Here is a 24,333-nt window from a genome sequence, read left to right as displayed (position 1 = left end):
CCCTGATCCGATTCCATAGGGAGGTTATTGTCGTCAAATTTGTGAACAATGCCAAGCTTTGGATCGGAATATTTTCTAGTTTGTTCGGGTATGTGTTATGATAAGAGTAAAGCGAGGTGTTAGCGATGAATTCCATGGATAAGACGATGAAGTTCAATGTAAAAGCGGAGGAACAGCAAGCTTCCAACGAAGATATCCTGTTGTCTGTCTATGATGCGCTTCTCGAGAAGGAATACAATCCTATTAACCAAATCGTTGGTTATCTTCTATCCGGGGATCCCGCTTATATCCCGCGGCATAACAATGCTCGAAGTATCGTGAGGAAGAAAGAGCGGGACGAACTGATTGAAGAATTAGTTCGCTTCTACTTGAATCATCACCGATAAGTCGCGAGGATGAATGCAGCACGGATAGAGAAGTAAGCATCACTGGATGAATACTGGGAGAGACTGAATGAAGATTCTTGGCTTGGATTACGGAGATCGACGGATCGGTGTCGCGATAAGCGATGCTTTTGGTTGGACGGCACAAGGACTTGAAGTCATTGAGCGTCGCAAACCAGAGAATGATCTGAAGCGACTTGGTGACATTGTGAAGGAGCACGGCGTGGAAGCCTTCGTCCTTGGACTGCCGAAGAACATGAATGGCACAGTCGGACCTCGGGGCGAGCTAAGCATGTCATTTGCAGAACAGTTGAAGCAGTCGTTCGGATTGCCCGTTCACCTGTGGGATGAACGCTTGAGTACGGTGTCGGCAGAACGCGCATTGCTGGAAGCTGACGTCAGTCGCAAGAAGCGTCGACAAGTCATCGATAAGATGGCGGCAACCATTATATTACAAACATATCTTGACTATCAATCAAGAAGGTGAGGGGTTACTATGACACGAGATGAACATTTGCAAGAAGAACCGGAGATCATTTATATTCCGGACGACGAGGGCAACGAGGAAGAATTCGAAGTCATTATGAAGTTCGATGTAGATGGCACGGACAAAAAATATATGATGGTCGTACCTGTCGATTCTGATGATGAAGATGCGGATGAAGTGTATGCGTTCCGTTATGAAGAAGAGGACGACGATTTGAAGCTGTTTACCATTACGGACGAAGAAGAATGGAATATTGTCGAGGAAACGTTCAATACGTTATTTACAGCGGATGAGGAGAATGAAGGGTGACCGAACGACTTGAACTTCAATTGACAGAACAGCTAAAGAATGCCTTCGGTCAATTCGTTGAGATGACGGATGAGGCCGGTCACAGTCGTGTCCTATCGTTAATCGCTGAATTCCGGCTTGATGATCGAGCGTATGCAGTACTTCTTCCAGAAGGTGCTCAAGAACCGGAGCAGGAACTGTATCGCATTATCGGGAACGAAGCAGAAGGCTGGGAGCTCGAAACGATCGAAGATGATGACGAGTGGGAAGAAGTAGCTGAGCTGTATGATGAATTAACGTACCGAGACGAATTTTAATTTGTCGTTTGTAGAGTCGATGGATGGCATCGGCTAACTGATATTTTACGGAAAAAGGGCGGATTTCCGCTCTTTTTCCATGTAGGAGAGTGTGTGGATGAAGAAAGGCTCGAAGGTGCTGCTCACGATCAGCCTTGTGCTTCTACTCGTAGCTGGCGCTGGTGTTGGTTATATATGGAGCGGAATGCGTCCGCTCGCGCAAGAAGAACGGGAGATTCCCGTTTCGATCCAACAGGGCTCTGGAACAGCAGCAATCGCATCACAGCTGGAGGAGCAGGGAATTATTCGCAATGCACTCATTTTTAAAGTGTATTTGAAATGGAACGGGGAGGGAAGCCGCTTCCAAGCGGGGAAATACACGTTCCGTCCCGGTGTTACCTATGACGACATTATCGCGAAGCTCAACAGCGGGGAAGTCGTTCCGGAAGAAATGGTTCGCTTCACAATTCCAGAAGGTTATACCGTAGAACAAATTGCGGACAAACTAAGCAATGATGGCGTTGTGGATAAGAATCGCTTCTTGAAGCTGGCAAATGATACGGCTTGGCTTAAGGGACAGGCCCCGATCGCTGTGCATATTCCGACTGACGCCAAGTTGAAGCATCGTCTTGAAGGATACTTGTTCCCTGAGACCTATGAGTTGAAGAAGGGGAGTTCTGAGGAAGAGATCATTGCACGGATGGTGCAAGAGACAGAGAAGCGATTGTCGGAGGCTTCCGCAACTTGGGAATCCGATTTGAAGACACGTGGTCTGACGCTGCACGATATGCTGACCTTGGCTTCGCTTGTTGAGCGAGAAGCGGTTGTGGATGAAGAGCGTCCATTGATTGCGGGCGTCATCGATAATCGAATTGCAAAGGGGATGCGCCTGCAAATTGATGCCACCGTTCAATATGCACTGGACAAGCCGAAGGAACGTTTGTATTATAAGGACTTGGAAATCGACAGTCCTTACAATACGTATAAAATAGATAAATTGCCGCCAGGGCCTATTTCCAGTCCAAGTACGGCCTCCATTCAAGCAGTATTGAAGCCGGAGGCTTCAGAATATTTGTATTATGTGACGAAAAAAGACGGCACCCACACGCATCTGTTCGCCAAGACATTCCCAGAGCATCAGCGTAATATTGAACAGAGCAAGAAAACGGCAGCACAATAGAAAGCGGTGAAATGAACATGACTTATCAACCTGAATTGCTTGTTACCGCAGGCAGTGTTGAGGAATTGGAACGCTTGCTTCAAGCAGGCGCGAATGCAGTCCTCGTCGGGGAAGAAAAATATAGCATGCGCATGCCAGGCGAAATGACCATTGCAGATATCGAGGCAAGCCTGCCGATCGTCCGCAGCCATAACGCCAAGCTGTATGTTGCAGTAAATAATATTATGCATAATGAGCATCTGACAGATCTGTCGTCTTACTTGAAGCGACTTGAGGAACTGGGCGTTGATGCGATTGCCTATGGCGATCCAGCTGTAATTATGGTTGCACGAACAGCAGCGCCAACCCTTCGTCTGCAGTGGAATGCGGAGATGACATCGACGAACTATCGGACAGCTCAGTACTGGCAGAAGCGTGGCGCAAGCCGTATCGTTGCTGCCCGCGAGCTGAATCTGGAGCAAGTGGTAGAGATGAAGCGCGAGCTTCCGGATATGGAAGTTCAAGTTCAAATCCATGGGATGACGAATATTTATCATTCCAAGCGCCATTTAGTCCACCATTACATGCGTCATCTTGGCAAAGAAGAAGGCACATATGAGGTAGGGATGGAACAGAAGCTGTTCCTCGTAGAGCGTGAACGTCAGGATGAGAAGTTCCCGATGTATGAAGATGCGAATGGAACACATATCATGAGTTCAGACGATATGTGCATCATCGAAGATTTGAAGTTGCTGCTCGATGCGCACATCGACAGCTTTAAGATCGAAGGAATTTTAAAGTCTATTCATTACAATGAAACCATTGTTCGCGTGTATCGCGAAGCAATTGATAGCTATATCGCCGATCCTAAAGGGTATTCCATGAAGGAAGAATGGCTGGAACGCATTCGTGCGGTTCAAGATCCAGAGCGAGAGCTCTCATTCGGATTTTTCTATAAAGAACAAATGTATTAAGGAGGGGGCGTACAACGATGAGTACACAAACGAAACGTAAATATAACGGCAAGCGATATCGCTTGGATAAGCCGGAATTACTTGCTCCCGCCGGTAATTTGGAGAAGTTGAAGTTCGCCATTCACTACGGTGCGGATGCCGTATACATTGGCGGGCAAAAATACGGTCTGCGTTCCAATGCGGACAATTTCAGCTTTGAAGAAATGCGTGAAGGTGTGGAGTTTGCTAAAAAATATGGGGCGAAGGTGTTCGTGGCGACGAATATTTATGCGCATAATGAAGATGTCGAAGGCTTGGAAGAGTATCTTCGCAATCTGGAGAATGCGGGCATTAGTGCCATTATTGCTGCAGATCCATTTATCATTGATACTGCCATGCGCGTGGCGCCGAAGCTGGAGGTTCACGTAAGTACACAGCAGTCCATCGCGAACTGGCAGACGATTCAATACTGGAAAGATGAAGGCATGCCTCGCGTCGTCTTAGCTCGGGAGACGAGCATGGATGAGATTCAGGAAATGAAAAATCACGTTGACATCGAAATTGAGGCCTTTATTCATGGTGCGATGTGTTCTTCTTATTCTGGACGCTGCGTGTTGTCCAACCACTTCACAAACCGTGATTCCAACCGTGGCGGCTGCTGCCAATCATGCCGTTGGAAATACGATCTGTTCGAGGATGACCGTGCAGATGCCATGGATATGATCAGCGAAGAGGAAGCTTCCGGTTCTTCTGTATTGGAGCAGTTCCGTCTGGGCGTCAATCAAAAGGCGTTGTTCGATGAGAATGACAATGCGTTCGCCATGAGCGCGAAGGACTTGTGCATGATTGAGCATCTGCCGGATCTGATCGATGTTGGGGTGGACAGCTTCAAGATTGAAGGCCGGATGAAGTCGATTCACTATGTGGCTACGGTCGTTAATGTGTATCGGAAAGTCATTGATGCGTATATGGCCGATCCGGACAATTATGAGCTGAAGCAGGAATGGCTGGATGAGATTTACAAGGCGGCTAACCGTCCTGTCAATACAGGTTTCTTCTACGAAGAGCCGGATCATGAGGATCATATTTACGAGCCGGAAGACAAGCCTGCACCTTATGATTTCGCTGGATTGGTTATGGACTACGATGCTGAGACAGGCATCGCGACGGTTCAACAGCGCAATCACTTCAAGGTTGGAGCTGAGGTTGAGTTCTTCGGCCCGAACAATACGTTCTTCAAGCAGAAGGTAGAGAAGCTGTGGGATACAGAAGGCAATGAGCTGGATGCAGCTCGCCATCCGCTGCAACTTGTGCGTATGAAGGTCGATCAGCCGGTTACGTATTTCGATATGATGCGTAAGAAGAATGCCAAAGCGTAAGTGATTTAGAATAACGAGATAGAGTGAGCCCTTACCGAATGGTAGGGGCTTTTTTTTGTGCAGAAATAATGCCGAGTACGTGTGAACAAAAGGATAGGTTGGGGCACGATCCAACACTTGTGGTTATGCATAAGGAGAAGTGGGCAGTAATGGTACTGAAAAGAAGAAACGGACTTCGTTTGTGGAAAAGGAGGTGGATGAAGTGTTGTCGCGCCAGCGTTCGAAGCGGCAGAAGCTCATGTACAATCGGCTTGTTCTGCTCGCATGTGCCATTACCGTAATGATCGGAATCTATATTGTTAGATTAGGCTGGCTTCAGCTGTTGTTCGTGCACAGCAAGGTGGGTGATGGTGTCCATACTGTTCTGCAGCGCACCGTCATTCAACGGGCACGTGGTGTAGTGCTGGATGATGGACGCGGCTCGATCGTAGATCGGGCTGGGCGCCCGTATACGGGTCAGGTCGTGAAGGCCCTTGTCCTCTTCCCAGTGAATAAAAATGCTATTCGTACGGATGCAGTTCGGAGCATGGCGCTCTGGCTGCACGAGTCAGAACAAGAAGTCCGGCGTCGATGGGAGGAGCTTGTCGAACCTTACATTTGGCCGAATGAGAAGGATAAAAAATTGCCCTTCGAGCTGAGTACAGAGCAGGCCGAGCGAATTGGATTATCGGATTGGGAAGGGATTCGAGTACTTCCATATACGGTTCGATATCCGCTTCGTCAGCATACTCCGCAATGGGTAGGGGCTATTGCGGATATGACGGATACATCGAGCAATGAGTATTTCAAGAAGAGTGGCAACAATGCTGATTCAAGTATTGTTGGTGTATCGGGTTTGGAACGAACGTTTGAACCATTGCTCAAGGGATTGGGCGCCACGACAGTCGTCCATTATACAGATGCAAGTCAACTGCCGCTGCATGGACTCGATGTGCGCTTACGGCGTCCTGATAATCCATATTATCCATTAAGGCTTATTACGACAACGGATCAGACAATCGAAGCTGCTATTGAGCAAGTACTTGATCGGCATCATATTGAGAAGGGATCGGTAGTCGTCCTTGATGCAGCAACAAGGGATGTGGTGGCGATGGTGTCCCGCCCTGCCGCAGATCCTTATCATATAGAGCCGGAGAAGGCAGCTTGGAACAATCGAGCAACCAAGGCCCTCCCTCCGGGGTCTGTCTATAAGCTGTTCATTGCGGCTGCCGCAATGGAAGCGGGACTGACGCAATTGAATGAACGCTTTTCCTGCGATGGGCATTATGGGAAGTATGGTCTAGCGTGCTGGTTGCCGGAAGGGCATGGTACGTTGACATTGCGCGAGGCATTGGCAGAGTCATGCAATGAAGTGTTTGCTGAGCTGGGAGAACGATTGACAGGGCATCAGCTATTGAACTATGCCAAGACAATGGGGCTAAGCGGGCTTGTTGGTATGGTTTCGGATGATGAGATGGGCCACCGGAGTTTGCGGCATTTCGAAGCGGAGGAAGAGAGTCGAATATTTCCTGACGATGTACAGCCGGGGAATGTGTCGGGAGGAGAACGAGCTCAATCTGGTATCGGGCAGCGGAATGTGCGATTGACACCTTTGGCTGCAGCCAACTTCGTTGTAACGCTGCTTCAGAATGGAAACTTCGGATCACCACGATTAATTCAAGAAGTCCAGTATGCCACAGGAATGCCGATCGTTCGATTCCCTGTACAAGTCAAAAAGGAGCGAGTGATGAAGCTGGAGACAGCCCGCAACGTAATGAAAATGATGGTGGATGTCGTCCAGTACGGTACGGGGCAATCGCTTAAACAGACTTCCTGGAACGTTGCAGGCAAGAGTGGTACGGCCCAAGCAGAGGCATATGGGACGGCTAACGTACATACATGGTTTATAGGGTACGGCCCAATTGAGAAGCCAAAGTATGCAGTGAGTGTCGTCAGCGAAGATGACCAATCTGGCACTTCGCATAAGGCAACAGAGGTATTCCGAGCTGTAATGGATGTGCTGGCTGCACAGCCTCCACATAAATAGCAGGCCAATCTCCTCAAGGAAGATTGGCCTGCTATTTCATATCAACAAGGTATCATGGTTTCTACTTGTTCTTTGGTTCTCCGTTATCTTTATTGTCCTCACTTTGATCTGGAGAAGTATTGTCAAATGGATGTCCAGATACAAATTCTTCTTTAGGCATACGAATCCAACGTTTTAAATAACCTTGATCGTAAAGAGCTTTTATTAAGATCAAGAGGACGGTGGACATGACGATGCCGATAACCCCGAACAATGACATGGACACGATCATGAAGGACAGCATCGTAAATGCGGATACCCCAAGCGATGTCCCCGTAATCTTCGGATCAAGGATTTGCCGGATTAGAAGGGTGACGCCCATAACGACAGCAAGTCCAATGGCTAGCGATGTATTCCCGATAATGAGCAGGTAGGCGATCCAAGGGATAAAGATGAATGGAATCCCTAAGAGCGGCAGTAAATCAAAAATTGCCGACAATAAAGCGACTAAGAAGGAATTGCTCACGCCAAGTACAAGCAGACCGATAAACACAATGACGAAGGTAACGGAAATCAGCTTCAGTTGAGCCTTTAAGTAAGCAGATAACCCCTTCAGCACATTTTCCTTTAGAAATATGTAGGCTTTTAGAAACGTGCGCGGCGTTTTATTGCGGGCAACTCTTCGCCAAGTATCAATCTCGATGCTGAGGAAATAGCCAAGGATTATGGCGATGAAAAAGTTCAGCGTAAACGTCGAGAAGGACGTTATTTGCTTAATGAGCAGGCTGAGAAATCCGACGATAAATTCGGAAATATGCTGGGCGGCGTTGCCGGCATATTCATTGATGCGGCCAGATACATCAGGCGGCAGTGATTCATACCGGTTCTGCAAGTACGTGGCGATGTTCACCAATTCACTCTGAACTGCCTTAATATAGGTAGGCAGCTTGGCTTGCAGCTCGATTGCTTGATGCACGAGAATAAAACCGAGTCCAAACATAGCTCCTAGAATGACAAGTACGAACAATAAGACGGAGATGGCCGAAGCGATAGCTTTCCGCATACCCCGCCGGTGAAGAAATGCCGCCAGCGGTTCGATGAACATGAACACGATGAAGGCTAGAAAAATAGGGGCGGCTATCGAGTACAAGTAGCTAAACGTGTACATGATTAAATATGCAGTCAAAATCAACAAGGCGATATCAAATGCTGTCCGCCAATACTTACGGTAAAATGCAATCATAGAACAGACTCCTTTTCACCAAATAACAATATGATAATCATTGTACACGAAACGATTTCCCGTGCCTATTCTTTGTTCATTATGTTACAATAATAACAGTTCATACGTAGAGTAAGTATACGTATATGTTCAAGTCTGAAGAGCTTGAGAACGTTGCATTTTATTATGTATATAAGAAACGGGGAACTGGGATGGTAGAATTCATTTTATTATGGGGGTTTTACATCCTGACGTTTTATGCGTTTCTCCCTGGCTTAATCAGCCGCCTGTTTGGATTTCGTGTCTTCCAGAAGGGACGTGCAGAACGGGAACTGGCATTGACATTCGACGATGGTCCAGATCCGATCTATACACCTCAGCTGTTAGACCTATTGAAGAAATATAATGCCAAGGCAACATTCTTTGTGGTTGGCATCCACGCAGAGCAGCATCCAGACGTGCTGAAGCGAATGCACGATGAGGGTCATCTTATCGGTATTCACAATTATGTTCATAAGTCCAACTGGCTGATGCGTCCAAAAACGGTGAAACGTCAAATCCGTAAAACGTCAGACATTATTGAATCAGTAACTGGCAAACGATCGAATTACTATCGACCGCCTTGGGGGATTGTCAATCTATTCGATTATGGCAGATTGGGTCACTTGCAAATTATATTGTGGTCTGTTCTATTCGGGGATTGGCGGAAGAAGCTCGGCTCTGAACGCTTGTATCGGCGTATGATGAAGCGATGTCGGGGTGGGGAAGTTCTTCTGCTGCATGATTGCGGCCTTACACTTGGGGCAGATCGGGAAGCGCCAGCGAATATGCTGGCGGCATTGGAACGGTTTCTAGACGAAGCGGAGAAGCGTGAGCTGCGCTGTGTCCGTGTCGATGAGCTCATTCGATTGACCGATCAAGCCCGGATGAAGAATCCAAGCTTGCTTAGACGCATGGTCGTACGTCTCTGGTTTCTCTATGAGAAAGCCTTCCACTCCGTCTTTGCGTTGAAGACAACGAACCATGAACAGCCTGTGTTTCATTTCCGTGTTCGTCCGTATCATGGCAAGGCCGTAGTCTTAGATGACGGAGTAGAATTGAAGCATAATGACCTGGTACTGGAACTGCATTTCGACAATCGACTATTATATGATATTGGTCATCGGTCGAGGAGTGCGATGCAAATTGCAATTCAGATGATACGTTCCGTAGAACGTACGCTGCCAGAGCTTGCTGATTACTTGCTAAGCGATCAGAATTTACGGGCGAATGTGAAAGCATTGTACGGAGTAAGCATGATGCACCGGGGACCCGAGCAATTCGGATTTACGGTACGAGATTTGCCAAGAGGATTATTCTCCTGGGTGTCTCGGAGATACTTGCGGCTGCTGATGAGCATTATTCATCCACAGGGACAGAATCGATTGAGGCAGCAAGCGGAACAGATGATTCCGAAGTTGATTATTATGTCGACAGAAACCTTGTTATCGCGTTATGGAAGAGATAGAAATTATGCATATGATGCGAACGCTTCTGAGCGGCTTGTGCTCGTCGATAAGAAAGTAGAGAATGTGGCGCATCCGTTATAATTCGATATATTTACCAAATAATAACATTTGATTTAAAAGCTTTGAAAAATGACATTGTTCATTTTTCAGAGCTTTTTTTGTACTCCTTAACGGAATGAGTATTTATGCAACTTTTATGCAAGAAAATGAAAATGCAGAAATGCACATTCTGAGAGGAATAAGTAGACAGTTATCCACTGAGGGGATACAATATAGTGAAATAGGATCAGATTTCCGTTTTTAGTATAAAAATAGTTTGATTTTTTGAGACGATTTTCCTATGATTGATAAAAAAAAGTTATCGAACGAAAATTAAAATCTTTTAAGGTAAAGCTGACATAAGCATTTACAAATACGAAATTATCAAGTAGTATTATGAAAAAATATTCGTCTCTTGCTGAGGAATTGGTCATTCTTTCTTATTTTATTGACCAATGTTCTATAAAAGAGTATATAGCCGAACATTCGAAGCTAACTAGGTAATATGTATACAACTTTTATACTAATTATAAATGTCATCTAAGAAATAAGGGGAGAATGTTGTGAAAAAAAGTCTTAGCACTATGATTTGCTTATTGTTGTCATTGACACTTATTCTGTCTGCTTGCGGAGGCGGGAATTCCTCTAAGGGTACAGACAAGACTACTGGCCAAAATACAGAACAACCGGCTGAAGAATTGGTAACCGATGGCTTGATTAAAGCTTCGGATGTATCCTTGTCTCCAGAGCTTGCGAAGAATCGTAAGGACACGATGATTATCGGCATCACGTCACCAAGTGGTATTTTTAACCCACTCTTTGCAGACTCAACGTACGATAACTATATTAATACTTCCATATTCACCAGCATGATCGAAGTTAACAAAGACGGTACTTATAAAGAAGGCATTGCAGAGAAATGGGAAATTTCCCCTGATAACCTTGTTTATACGTTTACACTTCGTGATGGTTTGAAGTACAGTGATAATACTCCAGTAACTGCGGACGACGTAGCATTCAGCTTGACTGTTTTGCACGATAAATCCTATGACGGTCCTACTGATATTATCAAGGACGCTCATATTAAGGGCGGCAAAGAGTATAAAGAAGGAAAAGCGACATCCATTGAAGGTATTAAAGTGCTTGATGCACGCACGATTCAAGTAACAACGACAGAAGTGAATGCATTGGCATTTTCCGCTATCGGTTCCGTAGGCGTGCTTCCCAAAGCAATCTACGGAAAGGATTATAAGCAAGGCAGCCTTGGTTACATGAGAGATCTGTTCACGCATCCGGTCGGCAATGGGCCGTACAAGCTTGAAAAGTTCACTCCAGGTCAAGAGGCAGTATTGGTGGCAAACGAGCTGTTCTACCAAGGCAAGCCTAAAATCGAAAAATTGATCTACAAATTCACGACGTCGGAAACAAATGTGCAATTGATGCAGGCCGGCGAAACGGATATGGATTTCATTGATGTTAACAAAGATACGATCGAGCAATTGAAAGAATTCGGGTTCGTTGATATTAACCTGTTCCCAGCGAACAGCTATGGTTACATCGCATTCAACCACAAGCATGACCAATTTAAAGATAAGCGTGTACGCCAAGCATTGACTTACGGTCTGAACCGTAAGGAGATCGTTGATGCCGTATATCAAGGCTATGCAGACGTTCTGAACGTTCCGCAATCCAAAGTATCTTGGGCGTACACAGATGATGTGAATAAGTACGATTTCGATCTGGAAAAAGCAAAACAATTGCTGGATGAAGCAGGCTGGAAAGTTGGCGCAGACGGCATCCGTGAAAAAGACGGCAAGAAATTTAAGATTACGTTCACAGCTACAACTCCTAACCCTGTAAACGATGCAATTATTCCGCTTGCTCAAGCGAGCTACAAAGAGCTTGGCATTGAATTCGTTGCAGAGCAAATGGACTTCAATGCAGCTATAGACAAGCGTAAAAAAGGCGATTTCGACATGATGTTCTTGGCGTGGGCTTTAACACCAGACCCGCAATCCGGTGAAAATGTGTTCAAGTCTGGCGGTTCCCAGAATGATGTTGGATACTCCAATCCGAAGGTTGATGAGTTGTTCACGAAAGCTGGAGCAATGGTCGACACAGAAAAGCGCAAGGAAGTCTTTAAAGAGTTGTATAAAGAGTTGAATGAGGATCTTCCTTACATCTTCTTGTACCAGCGTCGTGATATGTGGGCGAACAACGCTCGCTTGCAAGGCTTCGATATGTCGCCATATCGCAACTTCACGTATAGCCTGCCACAATTGCAAATTCAATAGCCGCAAGGCATATGAATAATGCCTGCAAAATGCTCAGCCTCCGGGCTGGGCATTTAGGCTTATATAAAGCTAGGAGGAATAATTATGAAGCAATACGCCATTCGGCGGCTGTTACAATTGGTTCCTACGATAATAGGGGTATCCGTTATCCTGTTCGCCGTATTTGCATTGGCACCGGGTAACTTTATCGATTCGAACCCGACGATTTCCAAAGAGCGCGCTGCTGAACTTAAAGCGATTCATGGTTTGGACAAGCCGCTTACTGAGCGTTACTTCACTTGGGCGAGCAACACACTCAAGGGAGATCTGGGGATGTCGATACAGCATAAGCAACCGGTTACAACTGTACTTAATCGCTATATGTGGAATTCCTTTATGATCGCTGCAATCGTATTAGTTTTATCATGGGCAATAGCAATTCTTGTCGGTGTATTTTCTGCTATCAGGCAATATTCATTTTTTGATGGGGTAGTTACGTTTCTCGTATTTGCCTTAATGTCATTGCCATCGTTCTTTGTTGGCTTATATGCAATTAAAGCGTTAGCTGTCGACTTCAAAATATTCCCTGTTGGCGGAATGTACACCTCCGGAAGCAATGCTACCGGATTGGCCCACTTCTGGGATCTGATTCACCACTTAATGCTGCCAGTTATCGTATTGACTGCACTGAGTGTAGGATCGCTTACACGGTATTTCCGTACGAGCATGCTGGAAGTTATCCGTCAGGATTATATCCGTACTGCACGTGCAAAAGGCTTGAAAGAAAGAACAGTTATTTTCAAACACGCGCTTCGCAACGCAATGCTGCCTGCAATTACGTTGCTGGGTATCGAGCTTCCGGGATTGTTCGGTGGCGCAATGATTACAGAGAAAATCTTCAACTGGCCGGGTATCGGCCGCATCAACCTGGAAGCAATCACGTCGCGTGACTACTTCCTGTTGATGGGCTTCACGATGTTCTTGGCATTGCTCACTGTTGTAGGTAACTTCTTAGCTGACGTGCTGTACCGCGTGGCTGATCCACGTGTACGCATGAAATAGAAAGGGGAAAAAGCTCGTGTCTCAAACTGCTACTAATTCTGCGGCTGCAACAGCTGCATCGAAGACGAAGCCTGCTTCCCCGTGGAGGTTGGCATTTAAGCAACTTAGCAAGAACAAATTCGCAATGGGCGGAATTGTCGTTGTAGTCTTGATGTTCATCATTTGTTTTATTGGTCCGCTGTTCTCGCCATATACTTTGGATACGATGGGCCCAATGAAAAATAAAGGTCCTTCCGCTACGCATTGGCTTGGTACAGACAACCTTGGACGCGACATTCTGCTCCGCGTTATGCTTGCAGGTCGCGTATCCTTGATCGTCGGTCTCGTTGCGATGATTATCTCTGTCACAATCGGTAGTACACTAGGAGCACTTGCAGGTTACTATCGCGGGTGGGTTGATTCCATCATCATGCGTCTAGCAGATATTATGATGTCGATTCCTAGCTTGCCGCTCTTGATCATTCTTGGTGCGGTACTATCAGATATGAAGGTTCCGCCGGACAAGCGGATTTTCGTCGTTATGTTCTTGCTCGGATTCATGAGCTGGCCAAGCTTGTCCCGTCTCGTGCGCGGACAGATCTTGATGCTGCGTGAGCAAGAGTTCATGCAAGCGGCAGAAGTGCTCGGTCTGCGTGACCGCCGCAAAATCTTCCGTCATTTGCTCCCGAACACGATTCCGATCATCATCGTCGTAGCAACATTGACGGTTGCGGGTGCAATTCTGCAAGAGTCGGTATTGAGTTACTTGGGTCTAGGGGTTGTGCCGCCGACGCCATCATGGGGGAACATGATTACGGCAGCGAACAACTTGATTGATTTCCAGAAGCGTCCATGGTTGTGGATTCCGCCGGGCGTATGTATTTTCATGACAGTAATTGCGATTAACATCATTGGTGACGGCTTGCGGGACGTCCTCGATCCGAAAATGAAGAGGTAGGGATACGTTATGTCAAATAACTTGATCGAATTTCGCAATTTGCGGACGAATTTCTATACTAGCAGCGGCGTCGTAAGAGCGGTCAATGATGTCAGCTTCTCAATTAAAGAAGGAGAAACGCTGTGTGTCGTTGGTGAATCCGGATGCGGAAAAAGCGTAACAGCGATGTCTCTTATGCGTCTTGTCTCTCCTCCGGGTAAAGTGGAGGGTGGACAGATCTTATATAATGGCAAAGACTTGCTTGGAATTAAGGAACGTGAAATGCGCCAGATTCGCGGTAACGAAATCGCGATGATCTTCCAGGAGCCGATGACGTCTCTGAACCCGGTATTTACGATCGGGGAACAGCTGACAGAACCGATCCTGCTGCATAAAGGCGTTACGAAGAAGGAAGCAAAAAAACGTGCGATTGATCTGATCGAACTGGTCGGCATTCCACGTGCGGCACAAATCTTAGATGCATATCCGCATGAGCTTAGTGGTGGTATGCGTCAACGGATTATGATCGCGATTGCGCTTAGCTGTGATCCGAAGCTTCTCATTGCGGATGAGCCGACAACAGCGCTCGACGTAACGATTCAAGCACAGATCTTGGACTTGATGCGCAACATTAAGAAGGAATTCAATACGGCGATTATGATGATCACGCATGACCTTGGTGTCGTAGCGGAAATGGCTGACCATGTTGTCGTTATGTATGCAGGTAAAGTGATTGAAGAAGCTCCTGTGCTTGAGCTCTTCAAAAATCCGAAGCATCCATATACACAAGGTCTCTTGAAGGCAAAGCCGGTCATCAATGAGCGTATGGAGCGTCTATATACGATTCCGGGACAGGTTCCGAACCCTGTTGAACTCGGAGAGAACTGTTATTTCAATGATCGTTGCGAGCATTGCATGTCCATCTGTACGGATAAGCAGCCTCAGCTTAAGGTGTATGACAACAAACATAAGACAGCATGCTGGCTGTATGAAAAGGGAGGGGACGTACAATGAGTCAACAACCGTTGCTACAAGTAGACAATTTGAAAAAATACTTCCCCATCCAGGGCGGTATTTTATCTAAAACGGTAGGCCATGTTCGTGCGGTTGACGGCGTGTCCTTCAGCTTGAATAAAGGGGAAGCGCTTGGTCTCGTAGGGGAATCCGGATGCGGTAAGTCGACTACAGGTCGTACGATTCTTCGCCTGCTCGACAAGACGGAAGGACAAGTATTGTTCAACGGTGTAGAGATTCATGACTTGTCGAAAAAGGAATTGCGCAGTATGCGTCCCAAGATGCAGCTTGTGTTCCAGGATCCGTACAGCTCCTTGAACCCGCGTATTAAGATCGGCGATGCAATCGGTGAAGCCTTGATTGACCACGGCATTTCTTCGAAGAACGAAGTGCGTGATCGGGTCAAAGAAATTTTGACGATTTGCGGTCTTGCTCCTTACCATATCGATCGCTACCCTCATGAATTCTCTGGTGGTCAACGCCAGCGTATCGGGATTGCGCGCGCCTTGGTGCTGAACCCTGAATTTATCGTAGCGGATGAGCCGGTATCGGCGCTCGACGTATCGATTCAAGCACAGATCATCAACTTGCTGAGTGATCTGCAAGAGCAGAAGAACCTGACGTACTTGTTCATTTCTCACGACTTGTCGGTCGTTGAGCATTTGTGCAACCGTATCGGGGTTATGTACTTGGGCTCGCTCGTTGAGATGGCTCCTCGTGATGAGCTGTTCAGAAATCCGCTTCATCCGTACACGAAGGCATTGCTGTCTGCGGTGCCTGTACCAGATCCAACACGCAAGCCTGATCGGATCGTATTGCAAGGGGATATTCCAAGCCCGGCGAATCCGCCATCCGGCTGTAAGTTCCATACGCGCTGTCCGTTTGCGACAGACATCTGTAAGCAGGCGGTTCCGGAGTATCGTGATATGGGCGGCGGACATCAGGTTGCTTGCCATTTGGTCTAATTTGAATAATTCTCGTTATTTGCAGGCTGTCTCATCCAAGATGAGGCAGCCTGTTTTGCGTACGGTGGCAGAGAGAACATTCCTTTATTAATATGACAGAGGATGACATCATTAAGGTCTATAATGAGGGAAACAAATCAATGAAAGGGGAGGCCATTTATGGGGCGAACAATAATTCTTGATTTAGCCGTTACGATAGATGGTTTTATTGAAGGGAAGAATGGGGAAGTAGATTGGTGCATGATGGACGCTGAGATGGGATTTACTCATTTCTTACATCAAATTGATACGATTTTGTATGGAAGAAAAAGTTATGATTTATGGGGACAATTTACGCCAGGAAGCGAAAGTACGGAAGCTGAAAAAGAAATGTGGGAACTTGTTCACAGTAAAGAGAAGTATGTGTTCTCCAAGACGCAAAAAGGAACTGATAATCAAGCGATATTCATAAATGACAATATCCTTGAAGAAGTAAAGGCATTAAAGAATAAGCCTGGTAAAGACATCTGGCTGTATGGTGGAGCAAGCCTTATCACAACTTTTATCCGTTTAGGTCTTGTTGATGAATTCAGATTATCAGTTCACCCTGTTATTTTGGGTGAAGGGAAACCATTGTTTATGGATATAAAACAGAGGTTGAATGTAAAGTTGGTTCATACAAGAACATTCTCCTCTGGCGTTGTACAACTAATCTATAGAACATAATATTGCATGTCAATAATCAAAACGATCATCATGAAGATCGGGATTGGATCCAGCATTGTTTAGCCTACAATTTATTTTTGCAGAACAAGAAGCCCGCTCGGTATAGCAGAGCGGGCTTCCTTATTGCAACAATACGTATTAAAAATAGAATTAGATCTTTAAAATACCGCCTTGGCTTGCATTCGTAACGAGCTTGGAGTAGCGGGCGAGATATCCGGACTTCACCTTCGGCTCGAAGCCTTTCCAACCAGCACGACGTCGTTCAAGCTCTTCATCGGATACTTGGAGCTCGATCTTGCGGTTGTTAAGGTCGAGTTCAATAATATCCCCATCTTCAACGAAGGCGATTGGGCCGCCTTCTGCTGCTTCAGGCGAGATGTGACCAATGCTGATGCCGCGGGAAGCGCCAGAGAAGCGTCCGTCTGTAATCAGACCTACCTTAGCGCCCAAGCCCATGCCGACAATTTGCGAGGTTGGAGCAAGCATCTCAGGCATGCCTGGACCGCCCTTAGGGCCTTCATAGCGGATGACTACTACATGGCCTTCCTTGACTTTGCCGTTCGCGATACCAGCCAATGCATCGTCCTGGGAGTCGAAGCAGATTGCAGGGCCCATGTGATGCCCGCCAACGGACGGATCAACCGCGCCGACCTTAACAATCGCGCCTTCTGGAGCCAGATTGCCGAATAGAACGGCCAAGCCGCCCCGTTCGCTGTGCGGGTTATCCAAGGTGTGAATCACATCGGTATCGAGAATTGGGCTGTCCGCCACATTCTCACGCAATGTATTGCCTGTTACGGTAATGCACTCGCCGTGGAGGGCGCCTTCCTTCTTGAACAGCTCGTTCAGAACCGCGCTGACGCCGCCAGCGTTGTGCACATCTTCAATATGATAATCGGAAGCAGGCGCAATCTTGGCCAAGTGAGGCACACGCGCTGCTACTTCGTTAATACGTTCAATTGGATATTCAAAGCCAGCTTCTCTTGCAATAGCAAGCGTATGAAGCACCGTATTCGTGGAACCGCCCATCGCCATATCAACGGCAAAGGCATTGTCGATAGCTTCCATTGTTACGATGTCGCGCGGCTTAATGTCCTTCTCAATGAGACTCATCAGCTGCTTCGCGGATTTCTTGACGAATTCACGTCGCTCAGGCGCTACAGCAAGGATCGTTCCGTTGCCCGGAAGCGCAATTCCGAGTGCTTCTGCCAAGCAGTTCATGGAGTTGGCTGTGAACATGCCGGAACAGGATCCGCATGTTGGGCAACCATACTGCTCCAATTCTTGAAGTCCTTTATCGTCAATCTTGCCGGCTTGATAAGCACCAACACCTTCGAACACGCTGGAGAGGGAGATGGAGCGACCGTTGGAATCCTTACCAGCCTTCATTGGCCCGCCGCTGACGAATACAGTCGGGATGTTGACGCGCAATGCGCCCATAATCATACCTGGTGTGATCTTGTCACAGTTCGGAATACATACCATACCGTCGAACCAGTGTGCGGATACAACGGTTTCAAGGGAATCCGCGATAATCTCACGGCTTGGCAGCGAGTAGCGCATGCCGATATGGCCCATGGCAATCCCATCATCGACGCCAATGGTATTGAATTCAAATGGAACGCCGCCGGCTTCGCGAATGGCTTCCTTTACAATTTTACCGAATTCCTGCAAATGTACATGACCGGGAACGATATCGATATACGAGTTGCATACTGCAATGAACGGCTTGTCGAAATCTTCTTCCTTAACGCCTGCGGCACGCAGCAAACTGCGGTGAGGCGCACGATCAAAGCCCTTTTTAATCATGTCTGAGCGCATCTTTTTGGCTGTCATATGGTAAACCTCCATCTCATGTCCTTCCCGTCGCGCGGGACGAGTCCTATTTTTCTACTTCTTACATAAAATCGAACTTTTGAATGGCTTTTTCTAGTGCTTGCCAATGGGTTTCTTAGTAGTCTATCACAACTGTTGGGGTTTATCTACCAATCCATTCTAGGCGAACACGCTGTTGCACACACAAAAACACCGCAAGAAAACAGCATGCAAAAATGCAGATTCTCGCGGTGTTTGGACAATGATTGTGAGCCGAAACCAGCTCGTATGTGACAACAAGAATAATCGATTAGCTGTGCTTGATTTTCGCGCGGAACAGCTTATGGCGTATCCATCCTGCAATCGGATCCCACTTCGGCTCAATAATCGGATGGAGCCATGCCGTAACCTGTGGCTGCGCCAGCAGAACAGCACCGGCAATAGACGCTGCGATCAGCAGTGCTGCGCTCCAGCCTGACGTAATATGAGCATATACACCTGTCAGCACGACGGAGCGAATGATTAGCCCATGAAGGAGAAACACGTACAAAGTTCGCTTGCCTAAGCTCGTTAAATGAGTTTCCCGTATTGGCACCCAAGCCAAGAAGGCAGCGGAAGCAACTATTTGCGTCAAGTAGATGACGGTACGGTTGAATAGGGCAAGCCAACCGGACTGTGTCCATCCAAGTTCATGGAAGGTCATATGATTCATGAACCAGATAGGATTGATAGGCTCAGACATCATATAGAGCACGACAAGCAGCGCCATGGATATGGCAACCCCTATATACCGCACGAACGGTGTCAGCCATGCCCGAAATCTCTCATAAGAGAATGTGTACCCAATAACGAAGAACGGCAAATAGACGACCGAACGAGAAATGCCGAGCCACGCGCCCTGGAGCGGCAGAAAGCCGACTAGAAATCCTAATACAATGGAGATAAGCAGTGGATGACATATCGAAAAACGCGTGAACATTTTCATCATAAGTCTCCAGAATAGATGGCCGACTAAGAACCAGAGCAGCAAATATGGAATGAAAAAGGAATGACTAATGCCTGGTACGCGAAACACAAGATAATCAAGCAGCGAGTAGATCGTTTGAAAAATAATATATTGAAGTGCGATTTGCTTCAGGATACGAATACCTACCGCACCGTTTAGATTGCTGCGTGCAAAATAACCTGTGATGAACACGAATAAAGGCATGTGGAATGTAAAAATCCAAAGGAAAATAGCTTTCATCTCAGGCATGCGCATGATGAGTGGTTCAATCGCATTGCCGACAAAGACGCATACAATTAGTAGAAATCGCAAATTTAAGCCGAACGTCTCTCCACTTTTCGTTAACGTTGACGGCCCGCATCCGGGGGCAGTGGGGATACTAAGGTGCTCCCGCATGATGATTCCCTCCTTACCTAGGTGTAGTCGGTTTACGGATCTCTATTTGAATGTGGCACCGTAAGCCGGCGAGCTCATTAGCTGTCATTTATAAATTCAAAGTAACATAGAAGGTAAGCATACATTGTGATGTTAATCACAAATAACGCTTTCAATTGTGCCCATTGTTTGCAGCCAGTTAAGACTGCTTAATTCAGTTGACTATTTGGCAAATATAGGGGTATGATAAGCCGTAATAGAGCACATTTCTACAAGAAAAGAAGGGAGATGACAATTGCAACCGCTACCATTTTGTGGTGCGTAATTTGATTCGTAATAACCGTGACAACCGTACTCCTTCTGAATCTGGGGCTGCGGATATTTGCTAGCATTGGTATATTCCTTTTATGGATAGAAACATAGCATTTCCCCATCATTGAGAGAGCTGCTTATCATCGGCTCGCGCGCTTGCAATGGATTCAATTAGGCATGATTGAGCCCTGACAGTCATAACATAATAGACCTCTAGCATATATGTTACGAACTATGACACATGCCTTTATTTGAGACAGATTATAACTTTTTGAAATCAAATCTTACTTCGGCACACGGTATCTAATCCGTATGCGTGCATGATCATGCATGTCATTGCTCGACATTTCACCTCAACCTTCAAGGATCTATTGGATTCTCATTCTCACATTACCACGCATCTGGGCTGTCTAGTCTTTTCTTTCTATTAGATAGCAGTCATTCATTATTCACATTTCATCGATTGGTCAATTTACCCTTAGTCATTAGTGACATAAATCATACTTTGTACCATTCCATCAGACTTACCATTTTGTCATACCGTAACAAGTGCGAGTTCCCAATGTTTCATTTGTGGTGCATTCGTGGTGCAGCGCAGATCACTTAGAACTGGTTCGTCACATTTAGTGCGGGTAAAGTGGTGTATTTTGCTGCCCGAATTCAGTCTGAGTTAACCTGCATCCTGCAAATCAATGCGGACGATGCGAACAACCTCCACCATTTTCGGTTCTATCTGTCTAGGAGACAGCTGCATATAACGACAAAGGTTCTGCTTCCAGCGTTGTAAGCAACGTAGGGGGAGCAGTTAGGAAAGGAGTGCCTACATGGTTACACTGCCTAAAGTAAATGATCTAGGTTTTTTTGAAATCCGATTGGAATCAATCGGGGGGCTTGGAGCGAATTTGGCCGGCAAAATGCTGGCGGAAGCTGGAGTTACCGGCAGCGATTTGAACGGCGTCAGCTTTTCCTCATATGGATCAGAGAAAAAGGGTTCTCCAGTTAAGGCGCACATTCGGTTCTGTATGCCAGAAACGCTAATCCGGGATACGACACCAGTGGAACGTCCTCATATCGTGGGTGTTTTTCATGAGTCTTTATACAAGACAGTCAATGTAACGAGCGGCATATATGAGGACAGCCTCATACTCGTCAACTCTGCCAAATCTCCTGAGGAACTGAAGGAGAAGCTGAAGCTGCCGGGTGGAACCATCGCGGTGGTCGATGCAATTGGAATTGCGTTGGAAGAGAAAAATCGCGTGAATATGGCGATGCTCGGTGCGCTGTTCCGCTTATGCGACTTCTTGGATGCAGAGCAAATGAAGGGCGTTATTCGCAAATCACTGGAGAAAAAATATCCGGGGGCGGTTCAGCCGGCGCTGAATACGTTCCAACGTGGATATGATGAAGTGAAATTCCAGTCATTTTCCTTCCCTGAGGGAGTCCTGCTGCCGAAGCCAATTCGTTGGGATACGCCAGCGCTTGGCTATGAGACGCAGCCTATCGGCGGTACCGTCGTGAATCCAGGCAACTCCATCTTGAAGGATCTAAGCATCTCTCGTGCCGGTATGATGCCGCACTTTGCCTCAGATAAATGTATTCATTGCGCGGCCTGTGATAATGTGTGCCCTGATTTTTGCTTTGTGTGGGAAGAACAGCCGGACAAGAAGGGTCGACCGCAAATGTTCCTCCAAGGCATTGATTATCAATATTGCAAAGGCTGCTTGAAATGTGTATATGCATGTCCTACAGAAGCATTGACCGATGAGCGGGAAGAGGACGGATATGCGGATGAACATCGTGTTCCGCATATGTTCGAGCTGGCTGAACGCCATTGATAGATAGAAGGTAAGGAGGATGAGTAGCTATGGCAATTGAGTATGAAAAAGAAGTGACCGGCGGTACGGTTGAGCAGCGGATGGTGTATGAGTCAGGCAATGAAATGGCTGCATATGCCGCACATCAAATTAATTATCATGTTATGGGCTATTTTCCGATATCGCCATCAACAGAAGTGGCACAATTCCTTGATCTGATGAAGGCGAACGGACAGCATGACATTAAGCTAATTCCAGCAGACGGTGAGCATGGATCGGCAGGAATATGCTATGGAGCCTCGACTGCAGGTGGACGGGTATTCAATGCGACGAGTGCGAACGGATACATGTATATGCTTGAACAAATGCCTGTCCAATCAGGTACGCGATTCCCGATGGTCATGAATTTAGTGTGCCGCTCCGTATCGGGTCCGTTGAACATCCATGGGGATCATTCGGATTTGTACTTTGCACTGAATACAGGCTGGCCGATTCTGCTCTGCCGAGATCCACAAGCGGTGTACGATATGAACATTATGGCGCTTAAGCTTGCAGAGGATCCAGAGGTTCGGCTTCCAGTGCTAGTTGCATTCGATGGCTACTTCACCTCGCACCAGAAGCGGCGTGTTCAGACCTTCGCCAAGCGAGAAGACGTACATCGCTTCGTTGGCGAACAGCCTGTGCGCGGATTCGCTGATACACTGGATCGCAATAATCCAATCACGGTAGGGCCTTATATGAACGAGCCGGATTATATTAATAACTGTTATCAGCAGTCCATGGCTATGTATAAGGCAGAAGAGGTGTTCGATCGCATCCGCACCGAATATGCTGCGCTGACGGGACGAGATTATCCGATTCTGGATTTATATCGGATGGAGGATGCAGAAGTAGCTGTATTCCTGCTTAATTCCGCGGCGGAAATTATTAAGGATGTCGTCGATCAGCTTCGGGAGCAGGGAATTAAAGCCGGTTCCATATCGCCGAACATCATTCGCCCATTCCCAGCGAAGGAGATAGCGGATGCGCTGGCTCATATTAAAGTCGTGACAGTGGGAGACCGTGCTGATTCTTATGGCGGTCACGGCGGCAATATGGTCAATGAGGTGAAGTCAGCACTGTTCACGCATGGTAACCGTGATACGATGATAATCAGCCGTATTTACGGGCTTGGCGGTAAGGATTTCTATGCTGAGGATGGCCATGCACTGTTCGAGTGTGCCATTGAGGCAGCACAGAAGGGCTATGTCGAGAAGCCATTCGATTACCATGGACATACGCCTGGTGACCCAACCAAGGCCCCGCAGCGTGTCATTGAACCGATGAAATATGAAGATTTGAAGACAGGGCTAATTACGGTGAAGCAGGATGAGGAGTCCGGCAAGCTAAGCGTTCGCGTTCCGCCGCTGCGCCAATTGACGAAGAAGCCGAAGCGAATTGCTCCAGGCCACGGCGCGTGTCCAGGCTGCGGCATCTTTTCCGGTCTTGAGCTGTTCTTCAAGGGGATCGAGGGAGATATTGTAGCACTGTTCCATACGGGCTGCGCAATGGTTGTCACAACCGGGTATCCTTACTCTGCCCACAAGGCGACATATATTCACAACCTGTTCCAGAATGGGGCAGCAACGCTGTCCGGAGTCGTCGAAATGTTCTGGGAACGGAAGCGGCGCGGTGAGCTGGATCACCTGAACCTGCCAGATGATTTCACGTTTGTGATGATTACAGGCGATGGTGGGATGGATATCGGTATGGGGCCGGCGATTGGAGCGGCTCTGCGCAATCATAAGATGATTATTTTGGAATACGATAATGAAGGCTACATGAACACGGGTGCGCAATTGTCATATTCGACTCCGCTTGGCCACCGCACTTCGACCTCTAACGTAGGCAAGGTGCAGGCGGGCAAGATGTTCCATCATAAGGATACCGCGCAAATTATGGCGGCAACGAACATTCCATATGTCTTCACAGGTAGTGAAGCATTCCCACAGGATTTGCTTAAGAAGGCGGCTAAAGCACAATGGTATGCTCAGAATGAGGGGCTTGTATACGGCAAAATTTTAATTACCTGTCCTCTTAACTGGCTGTCCGAAGACAAGCTGGGCACACAGATTGTCAATGCAGCCGTAGATTCCTGCTTCTTCCCGTTGTATGAAGTGGAACAAGGGGTTACAACAATTACGTACAATCCGGAGGATAAGAATAAGAAAGTTCCGTTACTCGAATGGCTGGTTATGATGGGCAAGACGAAGCATATGAGCAAGCCGGAGAATGCGGAGGCGCTGCAGTCGTTCGAGCAAGAAGTAGAGCGGCGCTGGAATGTGCTCAAGGCGAAGAGCGAGAACCCGTATCTATAA

20 protein-coding genes are annotated in these 24,333 nt (G+C 47.0%); 17 read left to right on the top strand and 3 right to left on the bottom strand.

Features of this window, described 5'->3' with window-relative positions; genetic code table 11:
• Nucleotides 1-125 precede the first annotated feature (125 nt).
• From BLS15_RS11550 to BLS15_RS11515, 8 genes are all read left to right on the top strand, one after another.
• On the top strand, nucleotides 126-386 hold the full coding sequence (locus tag BLS15_RS11550; protein ID WP_005547503.1) for an IreB family regulatory phosphoprotein: 261 nt from the start codon (nucleotides 126-128) through the stop codon (nucleotides 384-386).
• A gap of 67 nt (nucleotides 387-453) precedes the next feature.
• Nucleotides 454-870, top strand: coding sequence for a Holliday junction resolvase RuvX (ruvX, locus tag BLS15_RS11545; protein WP_021257001.1), 417 nt, complete (start codon nucleotides 454-456; stop codon nucleotides 868-870).
• Nucleotides 871-879: 9 nt separating this feature from the next.
• Entirely contained in the window at nucleotides 880-1,179 is a 300-nt protein-coding gene (locus BLS15_RS11540) for a DUF1292 domain-containing protein (protein ID WP_021257000.1), read from the top strand.
• Entirely contained in the window at nucleotides 1,176-1,475 is a 300-nt protein-coding gene (locus tag BLS15_RS11535; RefSeq protein WP_028531388.1) for a DUF1292 domain-containing protein, read from the top strand. Before BLS15_RS11540 ends, BLS15_RS11535 begins: the two co-directional genes overlap by 4 nt.
• A 97-nt stretch (nucleotides 1,476-1,572) precedes the next feature.
• On the top strand, nucleotides 1,573-2,634 hold the full coding sequence (mltG, locus tag BLS15_RS11530) for an endolytic transglycosylase MltG (RefSeq protein ID WP_028531387.1): 1,062 nt from the start codon (nucleotides 1,573-1,575) through the stop codon (nucleotides 2,632-2,634).
• A gap of 17 nt (nucleotides 2,635-2,651) precedes the next feature.
• Nucleotides 2,652-3,587: a peptidase U32 family protein gene (locus BLS15_RS11525; protein ID WP_028531386.1), complete on the top strand. Its 936-nt coding sequence runs from the start codon at nucleotides 2,652-2,654 to the stop codon at nucleotides 3,585-3,587.
• A 17-nt stretch (nucleotides 3,588-3,604) separates the two neighbouring features.
• Nucleotides 3,605-4,945, top strand: coding sequence for a peptidase U32 family protein (locus tag BLS15_RS11520; protein WP_028531385.1), 1,341 nt, complete (start codon nucleotides 3,605-3,607; stop codon nucleotides 4,943-4,945).
• A gap of 202 nt (nucleotides 4,946-5,147) precedes the next feature.
• Nucleotides 5,148-6,971: a peptidoglycan D,D-transpeptidase FtsI family protein gene (locus BLS15_RS11515; RefSeq protein WP_051613972.1), complete on the top strand. Its 1,824-nt coding sequence runs from the start codon at nucleotides 5,148-5,150 to the stop codon at nucleotides 6,969-6,971.
• Nucleotides 6,972-7,032: 61 nt separating this feature from the next.
• On the opposite strand, the gene ytvI is transcribed toward BLS15_RS11515, so the two are convergent.
• The gene (gene ytvI, locus BLS15_RS11510) at nucleotides 7,033-8,193 is read right to left on the bottom strand and encodes a sporulation integral membrane protein YtvI (RefSeq protein ID WP_028531383.1); all 1,161 of its coding nucleotides are present in this window, start codon (nucleotides 8,191-8,193) and stop codon (nucleotides 7,033-7,035) included.
• 191 nt (nucleotides 8,194-8,384) lie between these two features.
• On the opposite strand from ytvI, the gene BLS15_RS11505 reads away from it, so the two are divergent.
• The 7 genes from BLS15_RS11505 (at nucleotide 8,385) to BLS15_RS11475 (ending at nucleotide 16,654) form a co-directional block, all read left to right on the top strand.
• A complete protein-coding gene (locus tag BLS15_RS11505; protein ID WP_028531382.1) occupies nucleotides 8,385-9,761 on the top strand; it encodes a polysaccharide deacetylase family protein in 1,377 nt (458 codons plus the stop codon).
• 521 nt (nucleotides 9,762-10,282) lie between these two features.
• Nucleotides 10,283-12,013: an ABC transporter substrate-binding protein gene (locus BLS15_RS11500; RefSeq protein ID WP_028531381.1), complete on the top strand. Its 1,731-nt coding sequence runs from the start codon at nucleotides 10,283-10,285 to the stop codon at nucleotides 12,011-12,013.
• An 84-nt stretch (nucleotides 12,014-12,097) separates the two neighbouring features.
• Nucleotides 12,098-13,054 (top strand): ABC transporter permease, encoded by a 957-nt coding sequence (locus tag BLS15_RS11495; RefSeq protein WP_021256991.1) that lies wholly within the window; start codon nucleotides 12,098-12,100, stop codon nucleotides 13,052-13,054.
• A 16-nt stretch (nucleotides 13,055-13,070) separates the two neighbouring features.
• Nucleotides 13,071-13,991, top strand: coding sequence for an oligopeptide ABC transporter permease (opp4C, locus tag BLS15_RS11490; protein ID WP_021256990.1), 921 nt, complete (start codon nucleotides 13,071-13,073; stop codon nucleotides 13,989-13,991).
• Nucleotides 13,992-14,000: 9 nt separating this feature from the next.
• A complete protein-coding gene (locus tag BLS15_RS11485; RefSeq protein WP_090511484.1) occupies nucleotides 14,001-14,984 on the top strand; it encodes an ABC transporter ATP-binding protein in 984 nt (327 codons plus the stop codon).
• Complete coding sequence (locus BLS15_RS11480) at nucleotides 14,981-15,949, top strand: ABC transporter ATP-binding protein (RefSeq protein ID WP_021256988.1); 969 nt, start codon at nucleotides 14,981-14,983, stop codon at nucleotides 15,947-15,949. The genes BLS15_RS11485 and BLS15_RS11480 overlap by 4 nt, the downstream gene beginning before the upstream one ends.
• 159 nt (nucleotides 15,950-16,108) lie before the next feature.
• Nucleotides 16,109-16,654 (top strand): dihydrofolate reductase family protein, encoded by a 546-nt coding sequence (locus BLS15_RS11475; RefSeq protein ID WP_021256987.1) that lies wholly within the window; start codon nucleotides 16,109-16,111, stop codon nucleotides 16,652-16,654.
• Nucleotides 16,655-16,804: 150 nt separating this feature from the next.
• On the opposite strand, the gene ilvD is transcribed toward BLS15_RS11475, so the two are convergent.
• Both ilvD and BLS15_RS11465 read right to left on the bottom strand, forming a co-directional pair.
• Nucleotides 16,805-18,490 carry a dihydroxy-acid dehydratase gene (ilvD, locus tag BLS15_RS11470; protein WP_028531379.1) on the bottom strand — a complete coding sequence of 562 codons (1,686 nt, stop codon included), beginning with the start codon at nucleotides 18,488-18,490 and terminating at the stop codon, nucleotides 16,805-16,807.
• 289 nt (nucleotides 18,491-18,779) lie between these two features.
• Nucleotides 18,780-19,871 carry an acyltransferase family protein gene (locus tag BLS15_RS11465; RefSeq protein ID WP_021256985.1) on the bottom strand — a complete coding sequence of 364 codons (1,092 nt, stop codon included), beginning with the start codon at nucleotides 19,869-19,871 and terminating at the stop codon, nucleotides 18,780-18,782.
• Between the two features lie 1,115 nt (nucleotides 19,872-20,986).
• Between BLS15_RS11465 and BLS15_RS11460 the strand changes: the two genes are divergently transcribed.
• Together BLS15_RS11460 and BLS15_RS11455 are read left to right on the top strand one after the other, a co-directional pair.
• Complete coding sequence (locus BLS15_RS11460; RefSeq protein ID WP_028531378.1) at nucleotides 20,987-21,997, top strand: 2-oxoacid:acceptor oxidoreductase family protein; 1,011 nt, start codon at nucleotides 20,987-20,989, stop codon at nucleotides 21,995-21,997.
• Nucleotides 21,998-22,026: 29 nt separating this feature from the next.
• Complete coding sequence (locus tag BLS15_RS11455; protein ID WP_090511479.1) at nucleotides 22,027-24,333, top strand: thiamine pyrophosphate-dependent enzyme; 2,307 nt, start codon at nucleotides 22,027-22,029, stop codon at nucleotides 24,331-24,333.

The organism is Paenibacillus sp. cl6col, assembly GCF_900102125.1.
Taxonomy (GTDB): domain Bacteria; phylum Bacillota; class Bacilli; order Paenibacillales; family Paenibacillaceae; genus Paenibacillus_B; species Paenibacillus_B suaedae.
The sequence above is the reverse complement of the archived record's forward strand: the minus strand, read 5'-3'. Positions and strand labels throughout refer to the sequence as shown.

What these genes read in the sequence shown, in the direction of transcription:
- BLS15_RS11550 (WP_005547503.1), top strand. Translation starts at nt 126, where the DNA reads ATGAATTCCATGGATAAGACGATGAAGTTCAATGTAAAAGCGGAGGAA.
- ruvX (WP_021257001.1), top strand. Translation starts at nt 454, where the DNA reads ATGAAGATTCTTGGCTTGGATTACGGAGATCGACGGATCGGTGTCGCG.
- BLS15_RS11540 (WP_021257000.1), top strand. Translation starts at nt 880, where the DNA reads ATGACACGAGATGAACATTTGCAAGAAGAACCGGAGATCATTTATATT.
- mltG (WP_028531387.1), top strand. Translation starts at nt 1,573, where the DNA reads ATGAAGAAAGGCTCGAAGGTGCTGCTCACGATCAGCCTTGTGCTTCTA.
- BLS15_RS11525 (WP_028531386.1), top strand. Translation starts at nt 2,652, where the DNA reads ATGACTTATCAACCTGAATTGCTTGTTACCGCAGGCAGTGTTGAGGAA.
- BLS15_RS11520 (WP_028531385.1), top strand. Translation starts at nt 3,605, where the DNA reads ATGAGTACACAAACGAAACGTAAATATAACGGCAAGCGATATCGCTTG.
- ytvI (WP_028531383.1), bottom strand. Translation starts at nt 8,193, where the DNA reads ATGATTGCATTTTACCGTAAGTATTGGCGGACAGCATTTGATATCGCC.
- BLS15_RS11505 (WP_028531382.1), top strand. Translation starts at nt 8,385, where the DNA reads ATGGTAGAATTCATTTTATTATGGGGGTTTTACATCCTGACGTTTTAT.
- BLS15_RS11495 (WP_021256991.1), top strand. Translation starts at nt 12,098, where the DNA reads ATGAAGCAATACGCCATTCGGCGGCTGTTACAATTGGTTCCTACGATA.
- BLS15_RS11485 (WP_090511484.1), top strand. Translation starts at nt 14,001, where the DNA reads ATGTCAAATAACTTGATCGAATTTCGCAATTTGCGGACGAATTTCTAT.
- BLS15_RS11480 (WP_021256988.1), top strand. Translation starts at nt 14,981, where the DNA reads ATGAGTCAACAACCGTTGCTACAAGTAGACAATTTGAAAAAATACTTC.
- BLS15_RS11475 (WP_021256987.1), top strand. Translation starts at nt 16,109, where the DNA reads ATGGGGCGAACAATAATTCTTGATTTAGCCGTTACGATAGATGGTTTT.
- ilvD (WP_028531379.1), bottom strand. Translation starts at nt 18,490, where the DNA reads ATGACAGCCAAAAAGATGCGCTCAGACATGATTAAAAAGGGCTTTGAT.
- BLS15_RS11465 (WP_021256985.1), bottom strand. Translation starts at nt 19,871, where the DNA reads ATGCGGGAGCACCTTAGTATCCCCACTGCCCCCGGATGCGGGCCGTCA.
- BLS15_RS11460 (WP_028531378.1), top strand. Translation starts at nt 20,987, where the DNA reads ATGGTTACACTGCCTAAAGTAAATGATCTAGGTTTTTTTGAAATCCGA.
- BLS15_RS11455 (WP_090511479.1), top strand. Translation starts at nt 22,027, where the DNA reads ATGGCAATTGAGTATGAAAAAGAAGTGACCGGCGGTACGGTTGAGCAG.